Origin of the sequence: Streptomyces sp. NPDC051561, assembly GCF_044454195.1 — a bacterium.
Lineage (GTDB): Bacteria > Actinomycetota > Actinomycetes > Streptomycetales > Streptomycetaceae > Streptomyces.
The window spans coordinates 144,169-164,323 of the sequence record NZ_JBITDM010000011.1 but is presented as its reverse complement, the minus strand read 5'-3'; the positions used below and the strand labels follow the sequence as shown (position 1 = coordinate 164,323).

Here is a 20,155-nt window from a genome sequence, read left to right as displayed (position 1 = left end):
GCATCCGGGCCTTCCCGGCCCGGCCCCGCGCCTGCTGCCGACCCCCGGAGCCCCGATGTGCGCTACCTCGCCGAGCGGCTGCTGGATTCCGTACGGGAGGACATCGGGCGGGCCGACGCCAAGGCGGCGATCCTGCTGTCCGGCGGGCTGGCCTTTCTGGCCGTGGTGTGGGCGAGGGACGGGGCGCAGGCCCCCTCGGGGTTCGCGCTGGGACTGGTGGTGACGGGTGGACTCCTCTGGCTGGCAGGCCTGTTGATGCTCATCGGGGTGGTGCTGCCGCGCACCCGGATCGGTGCCGACGCGACATTTTTGCGCGCCCTCACCGAGGGCACCCCGCCCGAGGTGCTGCACGGGCGGCTGGCCGAGTCCGGCACGGACATCGTGCGCCGGCTGCTTGAGCAGGCGAGTGCGCTGGGTGCGGTGCTCACCGCCAAGTACCGCTGGCTGCGCGCGGGGGTCTGCTGTCTGACCCTCGGCGTGGTGCTTTCCGCAATCGGCCAGGTGTGGTGACGAGACGATGGATCAGCTGATGAATGTGACGGTACGCCGGGTGCGCGAGCGGAGCTTGAACCTGGGACGTGCCGTCGGCCTGGGCGCCGTACTCCTGGCACTGTCGGGCGCGGCCCTGCCCCTGCCACACATGACCCAACAGGGATTAACGGCAACGCAGTTACCCGCCGTCGAAGGCCCCGACCCGATCGACTTCGCCGTGGTCGTCGACCTCTCCAAGAGCCTCTCCGAACAGGACCTGGCCCGGGAGGTGGAGGCCGCGGCGCTGCTCAGCCAGGGGGAGATATCCGAGCGGTCGCGGGCCGCGGTGATCGGCTTCGGGAGCTCGGAGAAGGCCGGACAGTCGGCGGTGCGCGAGGTGTGCGGGCTGACCGTGTCGGACGCGGCGGGACGCCAGAAACTCAGCGACTGCGTGCAGCAGCTCGGCAACCGCGACCAGAAGCGCATCGGCCCCGGCACCGACTTCCCGGCCGCCGTGCGCCAGGCCGTCAACCGGCTCACCAAGGAGGGCAAGCCGGGCATCCCCAAGGTGGTGTTCCTGCTCACCGACGGCAAACTCGACGTCGGCGACAGCCCGGCCTACGGTGCCGACCGCACCAGCCGCCAGACCAACGCGGCGGGGCAGCTCACCGATGAACTCGCCCGCGCCCGCGAGGAGTCGGTGCAGATCTGGCCGCTCGGCTTCGGCAACCAGATCGACCGCGGCGCACTCACCGCGATGGCCGACGGCGGCTACCGGGGCGGCTGCGCCAACCTCCCCGGCGCCACCCCGAAGATGAGGGTCGTCGACAACTCCGAGCAGATCGACAAGGCCCTCCAGGAGACCTTCGCCGCCGCCCGCTGCGCCCAGGTCGCCGAGGGCACCCGCGGCAAACCGCCGGGCGACCTGTCGGTGACCATCCCGCCGATCGCCACCGACGGCTCCCTCACGGTCAGCAAGCACGACCCCAAGGTGTCCGTGACGTACTACGACCCGAGCGGGAAGAAGGTCCCCACCAGCGGTTCCGCCGACGGATCCAGCTTCGAGGTCAGCGGGCAGGACGGCCCGGTGGAGGCACTGCGGGTGAAGAACCCGCTGCCCGGCAAGTGGCGGGTGCGCGTCGAGGCGCCCGAGGGGCACCGCGGCCAGGACGTCGCCGTACGGGCGATCTGGCAGGGCAACCTCCGCTCCGCGATCACCCTCGACCCGTCGTCGCCGCGCGCCGGCGAACAGGCCGTGGTGGAGATGCGGATGCAGACCCGGCGCGGAGTCGTCATCACCGACCAGAACCTCCTCAAGGGCATCCAGGTCGGCGTCAAGGTCACCGGGCAGGGCTTCGCACCCCTGGCCGCCGCCCTCAAGGACGACGGCAGCAAGCCCGATGCGAAGGCCGGGGACGCCCGCTACACCGGCACCCTCGACATCCCCAAGGGCGCCACCGGCAGCCTGGCCCTCACCGGCGAGATGACCGCGCCGGGCGTGACCGGCGACCACCGCCCGTACTACACCGAGCTGTCCTCCGGAAAGACACCAATCACGGCCGGACTGAACGTCGAGCGCAGCACGGTGTACCCCGGGGGAACTCTCGAAGGGTCCCTGGACGTTACGAACAATGACACCGTGGCGCACACCCTCACCCTCGGTCTCGCGGACCAGCCGCCCGGTTCGCAGCTGAAGGTGTCGCCGGTCAAGGTGCGGGCCGAGCCCGGCAGTTCGCACCACACCTTCACGGTGTCCGTCGGTGCGGGCATCGCGCTCGGTGAGCTGGCGGGCACCGTCGTCCTGACCGACGGCGACGACCGGCGGCGCGTCCTGGACACCACCTCCCTCGACGCCCTGGTCGAGGCGGAACCCACCTGGTGGGACCGCTGCTGGGGGGCCGCCCTGGGCGCGCTGGCGCTGCTGCTGGTGGCTGCCGCGGTGCTGGAGATACGGCGCAGGGACCGCGAGCGGCGTCGGGACCTCACCGGCGTACGGCTCGAACTGCGCCGGGACGGCCGGTCGCTGGACACCCTGACCGTGCGGTCGGGCCAGAGCAGCGGCCACCAGTTCCGGTTCGCCGTGGAGCGGGCGAGCGGTGCCGCGCCCAAGCTGATGCGGGTCACCGGGTCCGGGGAGGTGCACCGGCTGAGCCGCAATGCCGCCGGAGTGATCTCCGTACGGACCCAGCGTGGGCGTGAACGTCTTCTGGCGGAAGGCGAGTTGGTGGAGCTGGACGACGGTCTGGAACTGCTGGTGCACGACAACCGGCGGACCCCCGCGGCCGGAACCCCCGGGACCGGCCGGACCTCGCGCGGACCGTTCGGGCCACGCAGGCCCGGCCGGGCCGGTGGCCCCCGGACCGGCGACTCCCACGGGGCGTCCCCGGACGGCAGCCGGGGCGACCACCAGGGATCCGCCGCCGGATCCGGACCCACCCGCCCGTACGACGGCAACTTCTGAGCCGGGAGACGAGAGAGAAGATGAAGATCTACCAGCCCATGCTGTTCGTCGGGCTCGGCGGCACCGGCGGCCGGATCGGCGCCGAACTGGAGCGCGGCCTGCGCCGCGAACTCTGCGGCCCCGACGGCACCAAGCTCGCCGTCGACGACCGCCGCAAGCGCTTCCAGCTGCCCGACTGCCTCCAGTTCGTGTACGCCGACTTCAGCGAGTCCGAGCTCGACCAGCTGCCGCACCTCCAGGCCAAGGGGGCCGAGTCGGCGGCGTACGCCAGAACCTCCCGGGTCGTCCACGACCTGCTGCCCGCCCACTACGACAGCTCCCCGGACGTCGCCCGGATGCTGCGCGTCGCCCTGCACGACGAGACCAAGGGCTGGCTGCCGCCCAAGGAGCGCGAACCCCGGGTGGCCCCCCTGCACAACGGGGCCGGCCAACTGCCCACCGTCGGCAGGTCCGCGCTCTTCGCCACCCTGCGCAACGGCCTGGAACCCGTCCTCGGGCAGCTCCGCTCCGCGATCAGCGCGATCAGCAACTCGGCCGGTGACCTGCGGGACGTCGGCGGACGGCAGATCCGCGGCTGCGACGTGTTCGTGGCGTTCTCCGTGGCCGGTGGCACCGGCGCCGGAATCTACTACGACTTCATCCACCTCATCGGGCACGAGTTCCGCAAGTCCAAGGTGCCCGGGGTGAAGATCTACCCGCTGGTCGTGATGCCGTCCGCGTTCCCGCCCGAGGCCGGCGGCGGCCGGGACGCCGAACTCAACGCGGCCCGCGCCCTGGTGGACCTCTCCCGCCTCGTCGACGACCAGAACGTACCCAGCGCCCAGTCCGACTTCGGCGACGTCGAACAGAGCGGCTCGCTCGCCGTCCGCTACCCCGGCGAAGGCCTGGTCAGGCTGCGGTCCTCGACGGTGCAGACCGCGTTCCTGTTCAGCAAACCGTCCGGGATCAGGGCCGAGGACCTGCGCCGCTCCGCGACCGCCATGGTGATGTCGCTGATCGGCACCGAGGTCGGCGAAGTCACCGCGGGCGGGCACGCCGAGGGCGACTACATGTCCTTCGCGGCCAGCTTCATCAACAAGAGCGTGGAGCGCTCCACCCCGTCCCGCTCCGGCATCGGCTACCGGGGCATGTCCACCAGCCTCGCCGCCTCCCTGACCGTCCCGGTCGACGACCTCGCCGAGATCGTCGCCAGCCGGTTGCTCGCCCAGGCGGTACGCGACATGAGCGAGCGGGCCCTGCGCCCGGACGACCAGGGCACCGAGCGGATCCGCGACTTCTTCGAACGCTCCGGCGTCGGCCGGCTCTGGGCCCGCGAGGCCCCCGCCGTCCCGGCCCCCGACCCGCTGCCCAAGGGGACCAAGGACATCGGGCAGGCCCTCCGCTACCGGATCGGCGACATGGAGGACGGCCTGGTCCGCCTCGACCGCGAGCTGGACCGCGAGATTCCACGGATGGCGGAGGACTTCAAACCGCTGACCGCGGCACGCGAGATCACCGGGCTGATCGGACCGTTCCGAACCGAGAAGGTCCTGCTCGGACTGGCCGACCATCCGCAGCGGCCCGCCGCCGTCGGCTTCGGCGGCATGCTCGACAACCGCAAGAACGACCCCGAGAAGCCCGACGGAGTCACCCCCTCCGCACCCCAGGTCCCCCGCATCAAACGCAGCGTCGGCGGCATCGTCCCCGCCCGCTGGGGCGACCCGGACGTACAACTCGCGATCGAGGAGCAGAACCGCTGGTACCAGTGGCGGGCCAACCGGCTGTGGCACCGCGGCTGGAAGGACCACGAGATGCGCTGGCGCGCACCCCTGGCCCAGACCCTCAAGGAAGTCTCCACCCTGGTAAGGGCGTTGAAGGCGCACGAGGAGGACGAACGCAAGTCCTTCCGCGACCGCCGCAAGGAGCTCTACCGCGACGACCGCACCGGCGTCACCTATCTGCTGCCCCCGCAGGGCACCCTCGGCGCCTTCTACGACGACGTCTTCCACCGGCTCCGCGAGAACGAGGGCATCTCCGGCGAGCAGGACGCCGCCGGACTGCTGGACAAACTGGTCCAGCCCGCCGACTGGCAGCTCGCCCTGGACGCCGTACGACGCTCCCCGCGCGACGCCGTCAAGGAGATCAAGCAGGTCGTGGAACGCCGGGTCAAGGGCCTGTTCGGCGAGGCCAGCATGCTCGACGACCGGCCCCTGCTGCCCTCCCTCGGCGTACTCCTCCAGGCGGCCGCGGGCGACGAGGACGCGGAGGCGTCGGTGGACGGGCGGTGGCTGCAACAGTTCCGCTCCCAGCTCGCCAGCTTGCTGCCGGTCGGCTTCACCCCCGACGGGAACGGCCCCCTCAAGGTCCTCATCGTCTACCCGCAGAGCGAGACCAACGACCGCAACGCCCAGTTCCTGCAACAGGAACTGAACCTGCCGCGCGACCTGGGCGGCAGGCCGGAGACCCGGGCCGTCGACACCCAGGCGATCACCGTCGTCCTGTTCCGCAGCGGAATGAGCCTCACCGACGTATCGGAGGTACGGCACGTCCTGCGGCTGTGGTCGGAGTCCCGCGACGCGGCGGGCACCGACGACTTCCTGCACTGGCGCCAGCGCCTCGGCTACCGCGACGACTGGCTGGCCAGCACCGAGGACGACCGGCAGCGCATCCTGCACCGCATCCTGTGCGCGATGTGGAACGGGAGGGTCGAGGTCCGGGGCCCCGCCCACTCGCCCGAGGCCATCCGCATCCGCCTCCAGGACGGCGACTCCGCGACCATGACCCTGCGCCTGGAGGCCTTCGACGAGTCCGTCTCCAGCTGGTCGGGCCTGCTGCGGGCGTACGAACAGTGGGCGCTGCTCGACGAGGGCCAGATCATCGAGGACTTCTGCGACCAGCTGATGGCCGCCCAGCCACGCGGGCTCACCACCACCCCCACCGGCCCCTCGGACCTCTTCCGCATCCTGGTGCAGGAGGTCGCGCCCCAGCAGACGGCCCTGCTGGAGGAGATGGCGGGGGAGTACGGGGCCCAGGACGAGGAGTGGATGGTTCCACTCCACGGTTTCTGGGAGCGCACCTTCCAGGGCGCGCTGGACCTCCGCTTCCCCGGCGCCCTGCGCCCCACCCGGCCGAACCTCCGTGCGCTCTTCCAGCGGTACGGGGTGGAACGGAGCGCCGGCACCCGGCCGGGGCCCAGCGCGGGCCGCCACCCGAACGGACACGGGGCGGGGGAGCCGTCCCGGACGACCGGGCGACGACCGGGCGGCGAACGTCCGCAGGCGGGGCCCGCGTCCGGCGAACGGGCGCGGGGGGCCCCGTCCTACGACGAGGGGGCGCGTGCGCAGCCCGACCCGGATGAGCCCCTGTGGTTCGACGACGAGGCTGCGTGGTCGGAGGGGCCGGCGGGGTACGAGGAGCCCGCGGGGTACGAAGAGCCCGCGGGGTACGAAGAGCCCGCGGGGTACGAGGAGGGTGGCCGGAACGAGGAATCCCGGCGGAACGGGGATCCTCGGCGGAACGGGGGTGCACGCAGGGCGGAGGACCCTCGCGGGGCCGGGGGAACCCGCCGGGCTGAGGAATCCCGCCGGGCGGAGGATCCTCGCCGCGCTGGGGAACCTCGCCGGGCCGAGGAGCCCCGTAGGGCCGAGGAGCCTCGCCGGGCCGAGGATCCCCACAGGCCGGAGGAACCCGGTGGCCGGGGTGACCCGGAGTGGCTGTCGGGCGATACCGCGACGGGTGGCCCCGCTTGGCGGGCCGCGCAGCAGCAGGACGGAACAGGTGACTTGGGCCCCTTCAGCGGTGCCGCGCGTAGTGGTGGCCTCCGCAGCGCCGACCCTCACGGCGGCGGCCCCCGTGAGGGCGGCCCCCACGGCGGCGGCCCCCGCCATGGCGGCCCCCGCACCGGAGATCCCGGCGACGACGGGTTCCGGAGCAGCGGGTTCGCCGACGAGAGTCCGTACGACGACAAGCAGGCCGACCAGGACGCCGATGGGGGGCGGCCCATCCGTGAGCCCTCGGACGCGGAGCGCTTCCGTGAGCCCTCGGACGCAGAGGGATTCCGTGAGCCCTCCGACGATCCGCGGTTCCGTAAGCCCGCGGCCGAGCAGTGGCCGGAAGGGGATCACCGGTGAGCAACGGACAGGGGGCGCCCGAGCACGCGGTCTGCCTCGATCTGCGCCCCGTGAGCGGCCCGGACGCCCCACCCGGCGCCGCCGCCCGCGCGGTGCGCGAAGCACTCACCGCCGTACGGTCCTCCGCCGACGCGCGGCGCCGTTTCCTCGTCGTCGACCACGCCGCGCGCCTCGACCGCAACCAGCTCCTCTACGAACGGCTCTTCACGCACGGCTCCGCCCGCATCGTCTGCCTGGCGATCGGGCCCGCCGACGAGGGCTCCGCCCCGGATGACGCAGCCGCACTCCTGGGGCCCGCCCGCCCGCTGGCCCGGCCGCTCTCGCTGCGCCCGCCGGACGCCGGAGTGCTCTGGGTCCTCGACCCGCTCGCCGGCGAGGAAGCCCCCGCGAGCACCCTGACGCCCAACGGGGCCGACGACGGCGACGTACTCCGCCCACTGCTCGAAGTGCTCGCCGAACCACGGGTGTTCGACGCCGTGCTGCGGTCGCTGGGGCAAGTGATGGACGGCGTCGCCGTGCCCGGCGTACGCATCCTGGAGCACGATCTGACCGAGGCAGCCCGCAGCCGCACCTGGCGACAGGCCCTGGACACCCTGGCCGGACAGGACGTGCCGGCACCCGCCCCGGTCACCGCGGCCTCACCCGCCGCCCACTCCGGATACGCCGGCGAAACCGCCGCCGGCCCCCCGGAATCCGTGCCCCCCGAACTCGCCCCACTGCTCGGCGGCGGTGTCCCCAAAAGCATCCGCGACCGGGCCTGGCTGGTGCACGGCGGCGACGCCGAACAGCGCCACCGCCGCTGCCAGAGCGCACTGCGCGACGCCGAAGGGGCGTACGAACGGGCCCGACCTGCCTCCGGCCTGTTCGCCAGCAGCCGCCAACAGGCAGACATACCGAGCGTGTTGGCGGAACTCTCCGGAGCGCTGACCGGCTACCGCGAAGCCATCGCGGGCGCCCTCACCGACGGAGACGGCCTGCGTCTGCTGCCCGAACAGCGCAGTCGGCTGAGCAGGCGCGGCATCGAACTCCCCGAAATCACCGAGGTCTCCCGGGAGAGCGTCGCACCGGGACTGCGCGGCTTCACCGAGCAACTCCTCGGCAGAGGACTCCCGTTGAGGTCGGTCGCGGCCCGGCTCGGCGCACTCTCCGACCTGTCCGCACCCGTGGGCAGCGCGGCCCGGCTCACCCAGCTCGACCGGACCTGCCCACCCGGTTACGCAACTGACCTCAGCACCCCCGCCCTCTTCGTGGTCGGCGGCGAACGGCCCGGCGCCACCGACCTCGCCCTCGCCTTCGTGCTGGCCTTCGCCGCCGGACTGTGGCCGCGGCTCGGCTGGCTGATCGGCCCCCTCGCCGGTGCGCTGATGGCGGTCCCCGCACTCCTGATGCTGCTCCGCAGGCCCAACCGGTCACCGGGCGGGCGAGTCGACGGAGGCGGCGACACCGGCTGGCTCGGCCGGCTGCTTTGGGGCGTCGTCGGCGGCGTGGTGGGCGGTCTTGTCGGCCAGCTCGCCTCGGTGCCACCCTGGTGGGGGGCCTGCGCACTGGTGCTGGCGCTCGCCCTGTCCGCACTGCTCTCGGTGCGCGACTGGACAGCGGCCGTCGACGCCTGGTGGGTGGAGATGCGGGTGGGGGAGGCCGCGGACCGGGTCGACGGCGTCGACCGGCTGCTCGCCGAAACCGCGGTGCACGACTGGCTGTTCGCCGACGCCCGCTACCACTGCTCGGACGGGGCGCGCTCCATTGCCGTACTGCTGCGGCGAGTTGCCCACCAGGTGGAGAGCTACGAGGCTCCCCGGCGTGCCGTACCTTCGCGGCGGACCGGTGCCGGCCCCGAGGAGGGCGTCGGCTACGAGTACGAGACCGCCGGCCACGAGGAACCCGGGATGACACCCGAGCCCGAAACCAACCCCAGCACCCAGGTGTGGAGTTGGGACAGCTGGAGCGACGCAGTCGACTCCGAGCCCACCGGAAGCACGCTCGACGACCTCTTCGCCGCGCCCGGCCCGGCCCCCGCGCCGGGCCAGGATCCGGCGTCGTACCGTACAAGCCAACTCCCCCCGGAAAACTGGGACATGGGCGAAGAGATGCGTCCGCCCTGGCTGGAGCGGGAAACCGGCGACGGCGGCACCGCACTCGTCCCCACCCTCGTCACCGACCTCACCCATGGCATCACCCTGCTCCTCGCCACCTGCTGGGCCACCGTCGAACGGGACCCCGACGCCGCCTCCCGGCTCCCCGTCGAACCCAAGGTCGGCGAACTCCTCGACCAGGAGTACGAGGCCCTGCGCCGCGACGCGGCCGCCGCACCCCCACCCTTCGCCCCCGCACCCGAACAGCGCCCGGGTGTAGCCCAGTTGCTCGGTGTCGCCATCGACCGCACCGCCGAAATGCTTGACTCGGAAGGCTTCGCCGACCGGGCCCTGCGCCTGTGCGCGGCCGAACACCGCCGGATGCTCTCCAAGGACCCGGAGGCGGGACGCCGCGTCACCTTCGCCCCCGAGGCCGCCCGGCGGGGTGCCGAACCCGCCGACCCCGACGGCTGGCACGGCAGCACCGACGACGTGGTCTGGACCCCGGGCGGACGGCACGCCGGGGTCATCGACCTGGTGCCGCTGCGCTCCGGCGGAGTACGCACGGTACGCAGTTACGACCTGCCGGAAGACGAACCGGAAGCGGAGGGCAGCAACGCATGACAGAGGCGCTACCGGTCGAAGAGCTGGAATTCTTCCTGCTCAAAGGGGACTGCGTCCGCTTCCCGGCCGGGTTCGGCGAAGACCGCCGCGCACCCGGCCGGGAGGTGGCACTGACCCGCGAGGTGAAACTCGGCGACGGCTGGGAGGTCACCCAGCACCGGCTGCCGCTCTCCGCGCGCGGCAACACGGCGGCGTACGACGCACTGGAACGCGAGGTGGCCGCCGCCGTCGCCGTCGAGCGGAGCTACGGGGCCGAACAGTACGGCGAGATCTTCACCCGGCTCGTCGGCCACAATCTGGAGGTCGCCGAGCCCTTCGTGCTCTACAAACGGCCCGTCGGCAACCCGCTCGCCGACAGCCTCGGCTCCCTCGGCGTCCAGGCCCAGCGCAATGTGATCGGCCAACTAGTACTCGCCGTACGACTGTTGGCGGCAGCCGGACTGGTGCACCGGGCGCTCACCCCGTACACCGTCCGCTGGGACGGCACCCGCATCCAGCTCCCCGAGCCGTACGCCGTCATCCGCGTCGGCGACCCCCGCGACGCCTTCGGCACCGGCCCCTGGGCCTCCCCGGAACAGCGGACAGGGCAGGGCACGGCCGACGGACGCGACGACGTATGGGCCGTCGCCCAGCTCGCGTACACCCTGCTCTCCGGACGGCAGAGCAACGGGCAGGGGCCGCCCGCCGACCTCGCCGACTACCGGCAGCTGGGAGCACTCGGCGACGGGGGAGCCTTCGCCCCGTACGCCGACAACCGGCCCCACCCCGAACGCCTCCTGCAACTCCTCAACGTCCCCGACCCCCTGGTCATGGCCCCCACCGCCAGCGATCCCCTCGCCCGCGACCGCGCCGACTTCGACACCCGCACCGCGGCGAAACGCCGGACCCTGGGCCTCGGCGACACAGCGCAGAGCCCACCGGACACCAACGGGCAGGACTGGAACGGCGGTTACGAGTACCCGGCCCCCCGCCCCGGCCGCCTCTCCCTGCGCGACCGGTTCACCACCGGCAGATCCCGCAGGACCACCGCCCCACCACCACAACCACCCGAACCACCGGTCGTCCCGCGCCCCGCACTCTGCCCGCACTGCCGGCTCCCCGTCAGCTACGACGAGGGCCGGCTCTTCGCACGCAACGCCAAGAAGGAGTACAAACCGCTCGACCTCACCAACGAACACCGGCCGATGCACCGCAAGGAAGCCCTCCGCCACGCCTTCCAGAAGTGCCCGCACGGCCCCACCGGCCGCCCCCACTACCTTCCCGTCCCCTACCTCACCAACGGCGAACCCCTCACCATCGCCATGGTCGGCAGCTCAGCCGCCGGCAAGACCCACCTCCTCGCCGCGATGCTCGGCGAGATCGAACAGGGCGGCCTCGAACCGTACGGACTGACCTGCCTCCCCCTGAACCCCGACTGGCACCGCGAATTCCTCCAGGAAAGCGTCCAGCGCCTCCACCAGGGCGACATGCTCGACCCCACCCACCAGGAACCCTTCGCCGACTTCGCCGACGGACTCCTGGTCACCGGACACGGAGTGAGCAGGCCGGTCCTCTTCTTCGACCTCGCGGGCGAGGACCTCGCACAGGACAACGAGGTGACCCGTTTCCTCGGCGAGGTCGGCGCGTTCATCTTCGTACTCGACCCGCTGCGCGCCTTGCGCCTGCCCACCCTCGACCCAGTGCGCGCACGCGTCGGGATCCACCAACGCGACCTGGGCGACGAAGCGTTCACCACCGTCCTCAACCGCATCCCCAGAAACGGGCGTTACGTCGAAGCGGCCGCCGCCGTAGCCGTCAACAAGAGCGACCTCGTACGCTTCGACCCGGCCGTCGACCACTGGCTCAACCGCGCCCCGCACACGGACCTCACCGCGGCATCCGTCCGCGCGGAGAGCCGCGACGCCTACGCCTTCGTACAGCACCACGGCAGCCGGGCCTGGCTCAAACCGTTCGACGACTGCGCACGCTGCACCCTGCACTTCGTCGCCGCCACCGGCGGACAGGAACGCGACGCGGCCTTCCCCCACGGGGTACGGCCCAGGCGGGTACTGACCCCGCTGCTGTCGATCTTCGCCATGCACGGGCTGCTGCCCGGCGCCGACAGGGGAGAGGTGGGGGCCTGATGGGCAGGCAGCAACCCGGAGAACTCGTCGAACAGATCGTCTTCCGCTGGGACGCGGGCAACCGCTCCGGCAACACCGGGTTCGGCCCGGTCGCCTGGTCCTGCGCACCCGACCAGGCACAGGAACTCTTCCGCAGCGTGGCACCCCTGCTGCGCGGCGGCCACAGCCCCACCGACGGACCCGACGCCTCCGCCCTGGTCCGCCTCGAACACGAGCAGGGCATGGTCATGCTGCTGCGCCGCACCCCCCGGCGTGACCCCGGCGGCCGGCCGGGCACCCTCTGCCACGCCCTGATCGGCTCGGCGCAGGCCCTCGACCCCGACACCTGCATCGGCCTCGACAGCTGGTCGTGGGCGGACGACGGCACGGACTGGGGAGAGGTACGGGGCGAACTGGCCCGGGTCCCGTCCGGGGCCCTGCACGGTACGTCGATACGTGGCCTGGCCGACCTCATCGACGACTTCGACGGCGCCACCCCGCAGGCCGCCCGCCCGCTGGTCGCCGCCACCGCCGAACTGCTGCGGCACCCCCGGCGCGGGCTGATGATCCTGGACCGGGAGGGCGGACGCAGCGCCGGTCGCACGCTGATGGGCATGTACGGAATCTTCAGCGGCATCCTCCCCGGCCTGTGGACCTTCGCCACCCGGGACACCGCCGAATCCGGCCTGATCCGCTTCGCCTTCGTCCGACGCTGGCCCGGGTCGGCGGCCCCCGACGCCCGCCGCACCCGCGTCGACCCCGACGAACGCCACGGCGACCGCGCCGAGGAACTCGCCACCCAACTGGTCGGCCACTACCTGTCCCGGGTCGGCCAGCAGGACCTCATGTACGAGGTCTCGGACGCCCTCGGCCAAGCGGCGGGCCCCGCCCCGCTGGACGGCGACCGGATGCAGCGCGCGGCCGAACGCGCCCTGCACAACCTGAAACCGGTCATCCCTCCGGTACGGGGACGGGCGGAGCCGTCGCGGCAGGGGGAGCCCCGGGAAGTGCTGCGCGACCAGCAGGCGGAGCAGCAGCCCGCGCCGGAGCGGGACAACGGTGGCATCGGAGAAGGCATCCCCGGGCCGGGCCCCGCACAGGAGCAGGTGCGCGACCGCGAAACCGATCAGGAGCTGATCCGCCAGCAGGAGCTGGCCAGGGCACGCGAGCGCGACCAGCTGATCGCCCACGCCCAGGAACGCCGCCGCGCCCAGGAACGCGAACAGGAACAGGAACTCCGACGCCAACGCCAACTCCGCATCGAACGCGACCGCCGGGAGGCGAGTGCACGTCGGGAGCTGAGCGACCGTCGGGAGGCGAGTGAGCGCAGGGAGGCGAGTGAACGCGGGGAGGCGAGTGAACGCGGGGAGTCGAGCGAACGCCGCCGCGAGGACCAGTCCCGCGAGAGGCACCCCGACCACCGGGACACCCCACCCCTCGGGCCCTCAACCACCCAACCCCGGACGCCCCACCCTCCGGCGCCTACCGTCCGCCCTGAGACCCCGCCGGCCCCCTCTTCCGCCCCGACCCCGCCCCCCGAGCCCACTACCCAGCCCGCTTGGGCAGCGACCCCGCCCCCCGAACCCATTACCCAGCCCGCTCGGTCGGCGGGGCCGCCCCCCGAACCCATTACCCAGCCCGCTTGGGCGGCGGGGCCGCCCCCCGGGGGCGGAACGGGCGGGCAAGGGGGCGGCCCCCAGGCGGAGCCGCACCCCCATGCCCCGGCCCCCCAGAGCCCGCACCCCCATGCCCAGCCCACCTCGGCCCAGCCCATCTCGGCCCAGCCCACCTCGGCCCCGCCCACCCAGCCCCCACCCCCCTGGCCCACCCCCTCCACCACCACCCGCCGCCCCCTCCTCCCCACCCGCCGCCGCAAACCCTCCCTCACCTACAACGACCTCCTCACCCTCCTCCACCCCCTCGACCACACCACCCCCGCCGAAGCCCAGCAGCAGGCCGCCGCCACCCTCCCCGGCGCCGCCGACACCGACCTCATCGGCGTCCTCCGCCAAGACCTCGGCCACACCGCGAACACCCTCCTCGTCACCGAAGCAGCCACCCGCTGGCCGCACTGGCGCGACACCCTCCGCCTGCACTTCTGCGAAACCCTGCTGGAAGCCGACCTCCTCCTCCAGCGCCGCGAGGACGACCCCGCCGGCACCTACCCCAGCGACGAAATCCGCGCCGCCAACGCCGCCACCCTCTACCGCTGGGCCGTCCGGCCCCACGCAGCCGAGGACGGCCCGAGCAAACGCCTCGCCGAGCTGCTGCCCGCGCTGCGCAACGGCCCCGACCCCGCCGCCCGGTCCGCCGTACAGCAGATCCTCGAAGAAGGGGAACTGCCGGGCCTGCGCGAAGAGGTGTGGCGGGCGGTACTCACCCGAGGCCGTGAACCCCGCGGCAGCCGCGCGGACGGCTCCGACCGGCCACCCCCGAAAGCTGGACCACCGCCAGAAGCCGCCCCGCCCCCGAAGGCCGCACCATCCCCAGAAGCCGCCCCGCCCCCGAAGGCCGCACCATCCCCAGAGGCCGCCCCGCCCCCGAAAGCCGACCCACCCCCGGAAGCCACCCCGCCCCGCCCGGCGCCGGAGGACGACCACGCCCGCAGGATCAAGCTCGTACTGATTCTGTTCGCAGGGCTGGGCGTCCTGGTGATCCTCCTGCTCGTACTGATCGTCCTCTCACTCTGACGCCGACCCCCGAACCCGAACCCGACCCCGACCCCGGCCCCGAACCCCCGCCCAGGCCCCCGGGAAGCCCCATCAGCAGGGCGCAGCCGCCCCGTCTCGGTCAGGATGGGAACCATGGGATTCCATGTCGATTCCGAGACCGGGCGGCTGCGCCGCGTCATCCTGCACCGCCCCGACCTGGAGCTGAAGCGGCTCACGCCCAGCAACAAGGACGCACTTCTCTTCGACGACGTGCTCTGGGTGCGCCGGGCGCGCCAGGAGCACGACGGGTTCGCGGACGTACTGCGCGACCGGGGGGTCGAGGTCCATCTCTTCGGCGACCTGCTCACCGAGGCCCTTGAACTCCCGGACGCGAGACGCCTCGTACTGGACCGGGTCTTCGACGAGAAGGAGTACGGCCCGCTCGCCACCGACCATCTGCGTGCCACCTTCGACGAGCTGTCCGCCGCCGACCTCTGCGAGGCGCTGGTCGGCGGAATGACCAAGCGTGAGTTCCTGGAACGCCACCCCGAACCCACCTCGGTCCGCTTCCACGTCATGGAGCCCGACGACTTCCTGCTCGGCCCGCTGCCCAACCACCTCTTCACCCGCGACACCTCCGCCTGGATCTACGACGGGGTGTCGATCAACGCGATGCGCTGGCCCGCCCGGCAGCGCGAGACCGTTCACTTCGAGGCGATCTACCGTCACCACCCGCTCTTCACCGGCCCCCAGGCGGGCTCCTTCCACACCTGGTCCGAGGGGCAGAGCGACTATCCGTCGACCATCGAAGGCGGCGACGTGCTGGTCATCGGCAAGGGCGCGGTGCTGATCGGGATGAGCGAGCGGACCACCCCGCAGGCGGTGGAAATGCTGGCCAAGGGACTCTTCGCGGCGGGCTCGGCGCGGACCATCATCGCCCTGGACATGCCGAAGCGGCGGGCGTTCATGCACCTGGACACGGTGATGACGATGGTCGACGGCGACACCTTCACCCAGTACGCCGGGCTCGGCATGCTCCGCTCGTACACCATCGAACCAGGCGTCGGCGACAACGAGCTGAAGGTCACCGACCATCCGCCGGAGCACATGCACCGTGCCATCGCCGCCGCACTCGGCCTGGATTCGGTACGGGTACTCACCGCGACCCAGGATGTCCATGCGGCGGAACGGGAGCAGTGGGACGACGGCTGCAACGTTCTCGCGGTGGAGCCGGGGGTGGTCGTGGCGTACGAGAGGAATGTGACCACCAACACCCACCTGCGGAAACAGGGCATCGAAGTGATCGAGATCCGGGGCAGCGAGCTGGGCAGGGGCCGGGGCGGGCCGCGCTGCATGAGCTGTCCGATCGAACGCGAGGCCGTATAAAAGTCCGGTTGCCCGTATAGTGATGCGCTCTCCCGTATAGGGTTTCATTAGTTCGAGCAGTCGTGCCTACGCACAGCCGTCCGGTCGTCCCCTGGAGCATCACTCATGACGTCACACCTCGAAGGCCCCGCAGGCCCCACTGACCTCAAGGGCCACACGGACCTCAAAGGTCGCCACTTCCTCAAGGAGCTGGACTTCACCGCAGAGGAGTTCCGCAGCCTGCTGACCCTGGCGGCCGAACTCAAGGCGGCCAAGAAGTCCGGCACCGAGGTGCAGCACCTGCGCGGCAAGAACATCGCGCTGATCTTCGAGAAGACGTCCACCCGCACCCGCTGCGCCTTCGAGGTCGCCGCCGCCGACCAGGGCGCCTCCACGACGTACCTCGACCCGGCCGGATCCCAGATCGGGCACAAGGAGTCGCCCAAGGACACCGCACGGGTACTCGGCCGGATGTTCGACGGTATCGAGTACCGGGGCGACGCCCAGGCCACCGTCGAAGAACTCGCCGCACACGCCGGCGTCCCCGTCTTCAACGGTCTCACCGACGACTGGCACCCCACCCAGATGCTCGCCGACGTCCTCACCATGACCGAGCACTGCGCCAAGCCCCTGGAACGGATCTCCTTCGCCTACCTCGGCGACGCCCGCTTCAACATGGGCAACTCCTACCTGATCACCGGCGCCCTCCTCGGCATGGACATCCGGATCGTCGCCCCACGCGCCTACTGGCCCGCCGAGACCGTCGTCACCGAGGCCCGCAGGCTCGCCGAGGCCAGCGGCGCCCGGATCACCCTCACCGAAGAGGTCGAGGAAGGCGTCCGGGGCTCGGACTTCGTTCTCACCGACGTATGGGTGTCGATGGGGGAGCCCAAGGAAATCTGGGCGGAGCGCATCAAGGCCCTCGGCCCGTACGCCGTGACCATGGACGTGCTGCGCGCCACCGGCAACCCCGACGTGAAGTTCCTGCACTGCCTGCCCGCCTTCCACGACCTCGGCACCAAGGTCGGCCGCGACATCCACGCGCAGTACGGACTGACCTCGCTGGAAGTCACCGACGAGGTCTTCGAGTCCGCGCACTCGGTGGTCTTCGACGAGGCGGAGAACCGGCTGCACACGATCAAGGCGGTCATGGTCGCGACGGTCGCCGGGCCTGCCGCATAGCTGCGAGGGCCACACCGCGCAGGCCGCCGGCACCGTACAACTGGATAGCAATGCGCCCAATTGGGTGAATATGCAGTGCGCTGGTTAACATGACACCGCTTGATGGGGTTCGAGCTCTCATGCTCGGACCCCCTTTGCTTTGCGTACGTCATGCACCGGAGAAGAGAACCACCCCATGTCACCCCTGAAACGCATCAAGTCGCCCGACCTCCTCGTCTCCGAATCCGGCGCCGACCTTGAGGGCCACGGCCTGAAGCGCACCATGGGGCTCTTCCAGCTCGTGTGCTTCGGCGTCGGCGCGATCGTCGGCACCGGCATCTTCGTCGGACTCTCCGACAGCGTCGCCGAAGCAGGACCCGCCGTCGTCATCTCCTTCGTCCTCGCGGCGATCACCTGCATCTTCACCGCCTTCTCCTTCGCGGAACTCGGCGGCGCGATCCCGGTCTCCGGCAGCTCGTACTCCTTCGCCTACGCCACACTCGGCGAGCGCATCGCGTTCCTCGTCGGCTGGTGCCTGCTCCTCGAATACGGCGTCTCCGTCTCCGCCGTCGCGGTCGGCTGGGGCCAGTACCTCAACGAACTCCTCGACAGCCTGATCGGCTGGCAGCTGCCCGCCGCCCTCTCCAGCCCGCCCGGCGACGGAGGCGTCGTCAACATCCCGGCCGTCGTCGTGATACTGCTCGCCGCACTGCTCCTGGCACGCGGAATCCGCGAGAGCGCCCGCGCGACCGCCGTCATGGCCGTCGTCAAGATCGCGGTGCTGATCCTCTTCTGCGCGATCGCCTTCACGGCGTTCAACTCCGACAACCTCTCGCCGTTCGCCACGCACGGGCTGATGGGCGTCACCTCCGGCGCCTCGGTCGCGTTCTTCTCGTACATCGGCTTCGACGCGATCACCACCGCCGGCGAAGAGGTCAAGAACCCGCGGAAGAACATCCCGATCGCGATCATGATCTGCATCGGGGTGGTGACCCTGCTGTACTGCCTGGTGGCGATCGCCGCCATCGGCGCGATGTCCGCCGACGACGTGGCCTCCAAGCCCGCCGCGCTCTCGCTGATCGTCAACCAGGTCACCGGATCCTCGCTGGGCGGCGGAATCATCGCCTTCGGCGCGGTCGTCGCCATCGCCTCCGTGGTCCTCGCGGTGATGTACGGGCAGACCCGGATCCTGATGTCGATGTCCCGCGACGGACTCATCCCACGCGTCTTCGAACGCGTCTCGCCCAAGACCTCGACGCCGGTCACCAACACCTGGATCGTCGCCGCCGTCTTCGCCGTCCCGGCCGCCGTCGTCCCGCTCGACGTCGTCATGAACCTCACGACCATCGGCACCCTCGCCATCATGGCCGCCGTCAACATCGCGGTGATCGCCCTGCGCCGCCGCAACCCGGACCTCCAGCGGTCCTTCCGGGTGCCGCTCTTCCCGGTCCTGCCGGTGCTCGGCGTGCTCTTCTGCCTCTACCTGATCTACGGAACCGGCTGGCGGACCTGGCTCCAGTTCGGCGCGTTCCTCGTGGTGGGAGCGCTGGTGTACGCCCTCTACGGCCGCCGGCACTCACGGCTGGGCAAGACGGAGGAGCAGCCCACTCCGGTCACGCCGGGGGCGCAGGCAGGGTGAACCACACCGATTTACCGGTGGCGGTACGCCGATGGCCGCAGGACGAGCTCAACGCACGTATCAACAACAGGCCACGACCGTGCTCCTGCCAGGGATCCGGACACTCCCAGCCGGTCGAACGGTCCAGATTCCCCGGCGGCCCGGGGTCGCCGTCATGCACCTCGACCTGACAACCGGTCGCCAGCAGCTCCACCACCAGCTCGATGGGGGCGGAGCTGCTCGTGTGCTCCACGGCATTGGCCACCAGCTCCGCCGTCAGCAACTCCGCCGTGTCGCTGTCCGCCGCCGGAGCCCGCAGATCCGTCAGCGCCGTACGCACCAGCGCGCGTGCGATCGGCACCGCGGACGCCGAGTGCGGCAGGGCGATACGCCAGGAAGTCGGGCCTGAGGCAGGGGGCAAGGAAAGGGTCCTCTCGGACAGAGGGGGTCTCCTGCCCACCGTACGAAGCGGAAGGCCGTTCCCATAGGGCCGCTCGCCCGGGCGAAAAGGGACATGCGCCACAGTCGAACGGGACCTATGGCGCGTGACATCACGTGTATCGCGTACTCGTGACGGGAGTCACGGACCGGTGATAACTTCGAAGGACCCCGCACCCACACAGCCGGACCCCCCACGCAACCGCCTTGACGGGACCACCACGGCACCCGCCACCGAAGGAGGCCGCGCCCCATGAGCCCGTTCCTCAGCTCCGCCCAGCGCACCGAGAAGTGGCGTCATCTGCGGCTGACCCTGGACGACGGAGTCGCCACGGTCACCCTGGCCCGGCCCGAGAAACTCAACGCCCTGACCTTCGGTGCGTACGCCGACCTGCGCGACCTCCTCGCCGAGCTCAGCCGGGAGCGCACCGTGCGCGCCCTGGTCCTGGCGGGGGAGGGGCGCGGCTTCTGCTCGGGCGGCGACGTGGACGACATCATCGGCGCCACCCTCGCCATGGACACCGCACAGCTCCTCGACTTCAACCGGATGACCGGCCAGGTCGTGCGCGCACTGCGCGAGTGCCCCTTCCCGGTGATCGCGGCGCTGCACGGGGTGGCGGCCGGTGCGGGCGCCGTCCTCGCGCTCGCCGCGGACTTCCGGATCGCGGACCCCTCCGCCCGGTTCGCCTTCCTCTTCACCAAGGTCGGCCTCTCCGGCGGCGACATGGGTGCGGCCTATCTGCTGCCCCGCGTCGTCGGTCTCGGCCACGCCACCCGGCTGCTGATGCTGGGCGAACCCGTCCGCGCCCCGGAGGCCGAACGGATCGGCCTGCTCAGCGAGTTGACCGACGAGGGTCAGGCCGACATCCGCGCCGCCGCCCTCGCCCGCCGCCTCGCCGAAGGCCCCGCCCTGGCGTACGCCCAGACCAAGGCCCTGCTCACCGCCGAACTCGACATGCCCCTGGCCGCCTCCGTCGAACTCGACGCCGCCACCCAGGCCCTGCTCATGAACGGCGAGGACTACGCCGAATTCCACGCGGCCTTCACGGAGAAGCGGCCGCCGAAATGGCAGGGACGCTGACC

At 71.7% G+C, this 20,155-nt stretch carries 11 protein-coding genes; 10 read left to right on the top strand and 1 reads right to left on the bottom strand.

Features of this window, described 5'->3' with window-relative positions:
* The first annotated feature begins 57 nt into the window (after positions 1-57).
* From ACIA73_RS24250 to ACIA73_RS24210, 9 genes are all read left to right on the top strand, one after another.
* A complete protein-coding gene (locus ACIA73_RS24250; protein ID WP_399440761.1) occupies positions 58-510 on the top strand; it encodes a Pycsar system effector family protein in 453 nt (150 codons plus the stop codon).
* Between the two features lie 7 nt (positions 511-517).
* Positions 518-2,932 carry a VWA domain-containing protein gene (locus tag ACIA73_RS24245; RefSeq protein ID WP_399440760.1) on the top strand — a complete coding sequence of 805 codons (2,415 nt, stop codon included), beginning with the start codon at positions 518-520 and terminating at the stop codon, positions 2,930-2,932.
* Positions 2,933-2,952: 20 nt separating this feature from the next.
* Positions 2,953-7,041: a tubulin-like doman-containing protein gene (locus ACIA73_RS24240; protein WP_399440759.1), complete on the top strand. Its 4,089-nt coding sequence runs from the start codon at positions 2,953-2,955 to the stop codon at positions 7,039-7,041.
* The gene (locus ACIA73_RS24235; RefSeq protein ID WP_399440758.1) at positions 7,038-9,737 is read left to right on the top strand and encodes a hypothetical protein; all 2,700 of its coding nucleotides are present in this window, start codon (positions 7,038-7,040) and stop codon (positions 9,735-9,737) included. Before ACIA73_RS24240 ends, ACIA73_RS24235 begins: the two co-directional genes overlap by 4 nt.
* Positions 9,734-11,860 (top strand): hypothetical protein, encoded by a 2,127-nt coding sequence (locus ACIA73_RS24230; protein WP_399440757.1) that lies wholly within the window; start codon positions 9,734-9,736, stop codon positions 11,858-11,860. The genes ACIA73_RS24235 and ACIA73_RS24230 overlap by 4 nt, the downstream gene beginning before the upstream one ends.
* Positions 11,860-14,529 carry a hypothetical protein gene (locus tag ACIA73_RS24225; RefSeq protein WP_399440756.1) on the top strand — a complete coding sequence of 890 codons (2,670 nt, stop codon included), beginning with the start codon at positions 11,860-11,862 and terminating at the stop codon, positions 14,527-14,529. The genes ACIA73_RS24230 and ACIA73_RS24225 overlap by 1 nt, the downstream gene beginning before the upstream one ends.
* A gap of 114 nt (positions 14,530-14,643) precedes the next feature.
* Positions 14,644-15,876, top strand: coding sequence for an arginine deiminase (locus tag ACIA73_RS24220; RefSeq protein ID WP_399440755.1), 1,233 nt, complete (start codon positions 14,644-14,646; stop codon positions 15,874-15,876).
* Between the two features lie 105 nt (positions 15,877-15,981).
* Entirely contained in the window at positions 15,982-17,037 is a 1,056-nt protein-coding gene (argF, locus tag ACIA73_RS24215) for an ornithine carbamoyltransferase (protein WP_399440754.1), read from the top strand.
* Positions 17,038-17,212: 175 nt separating this feature from the next.
* Positions 17,213-18,655, top strand: a complete 1,443-nt coding sequence (locus tag ACIA73_RS24210) for an amino acid permease (RefSeq protein WP_399440753.1) — start codon at positions 17,213-17,215, stop codon at positions 18,653-18,655.
* Here the strand turns inward: ACIA73_RS24210 and ACIA73_RS24205 are convergent.
* Positions 18,630-19,055 (bottom strand): ATP-binding protein, encoded by a 426-nt coding sequence (locus ACIA73_RS24205; RefSeq protein WP_399440752.1) that lies wholly within the window; start codon positions 19,053-19,055, stop codon positions 18,630-18,632. The genes ACIA73_RS24210 and ACIA73_RS24205 overlap by 26 nt on opposite strands.
* 270 nt (positions 19,056-19,325) lie before the next feature.
* On the opposite strand from ACIA73_RS24205, the gene ACIA73_RS24200 reads away from it, so the two are divergent.
* On the top strand, positions 19,326-20,153 hold the full coding sequence (locus tag ACIA73_RS24200; protein WP_399440751.1) for an enoyl-CoA hydratase family protein: 828 nt from the start codon (positions 19,326-19,328) through the stop codon (positions 20,151-20,153).
* Positions 20,154-20,155: the final 2 nt, after the last annotated feature.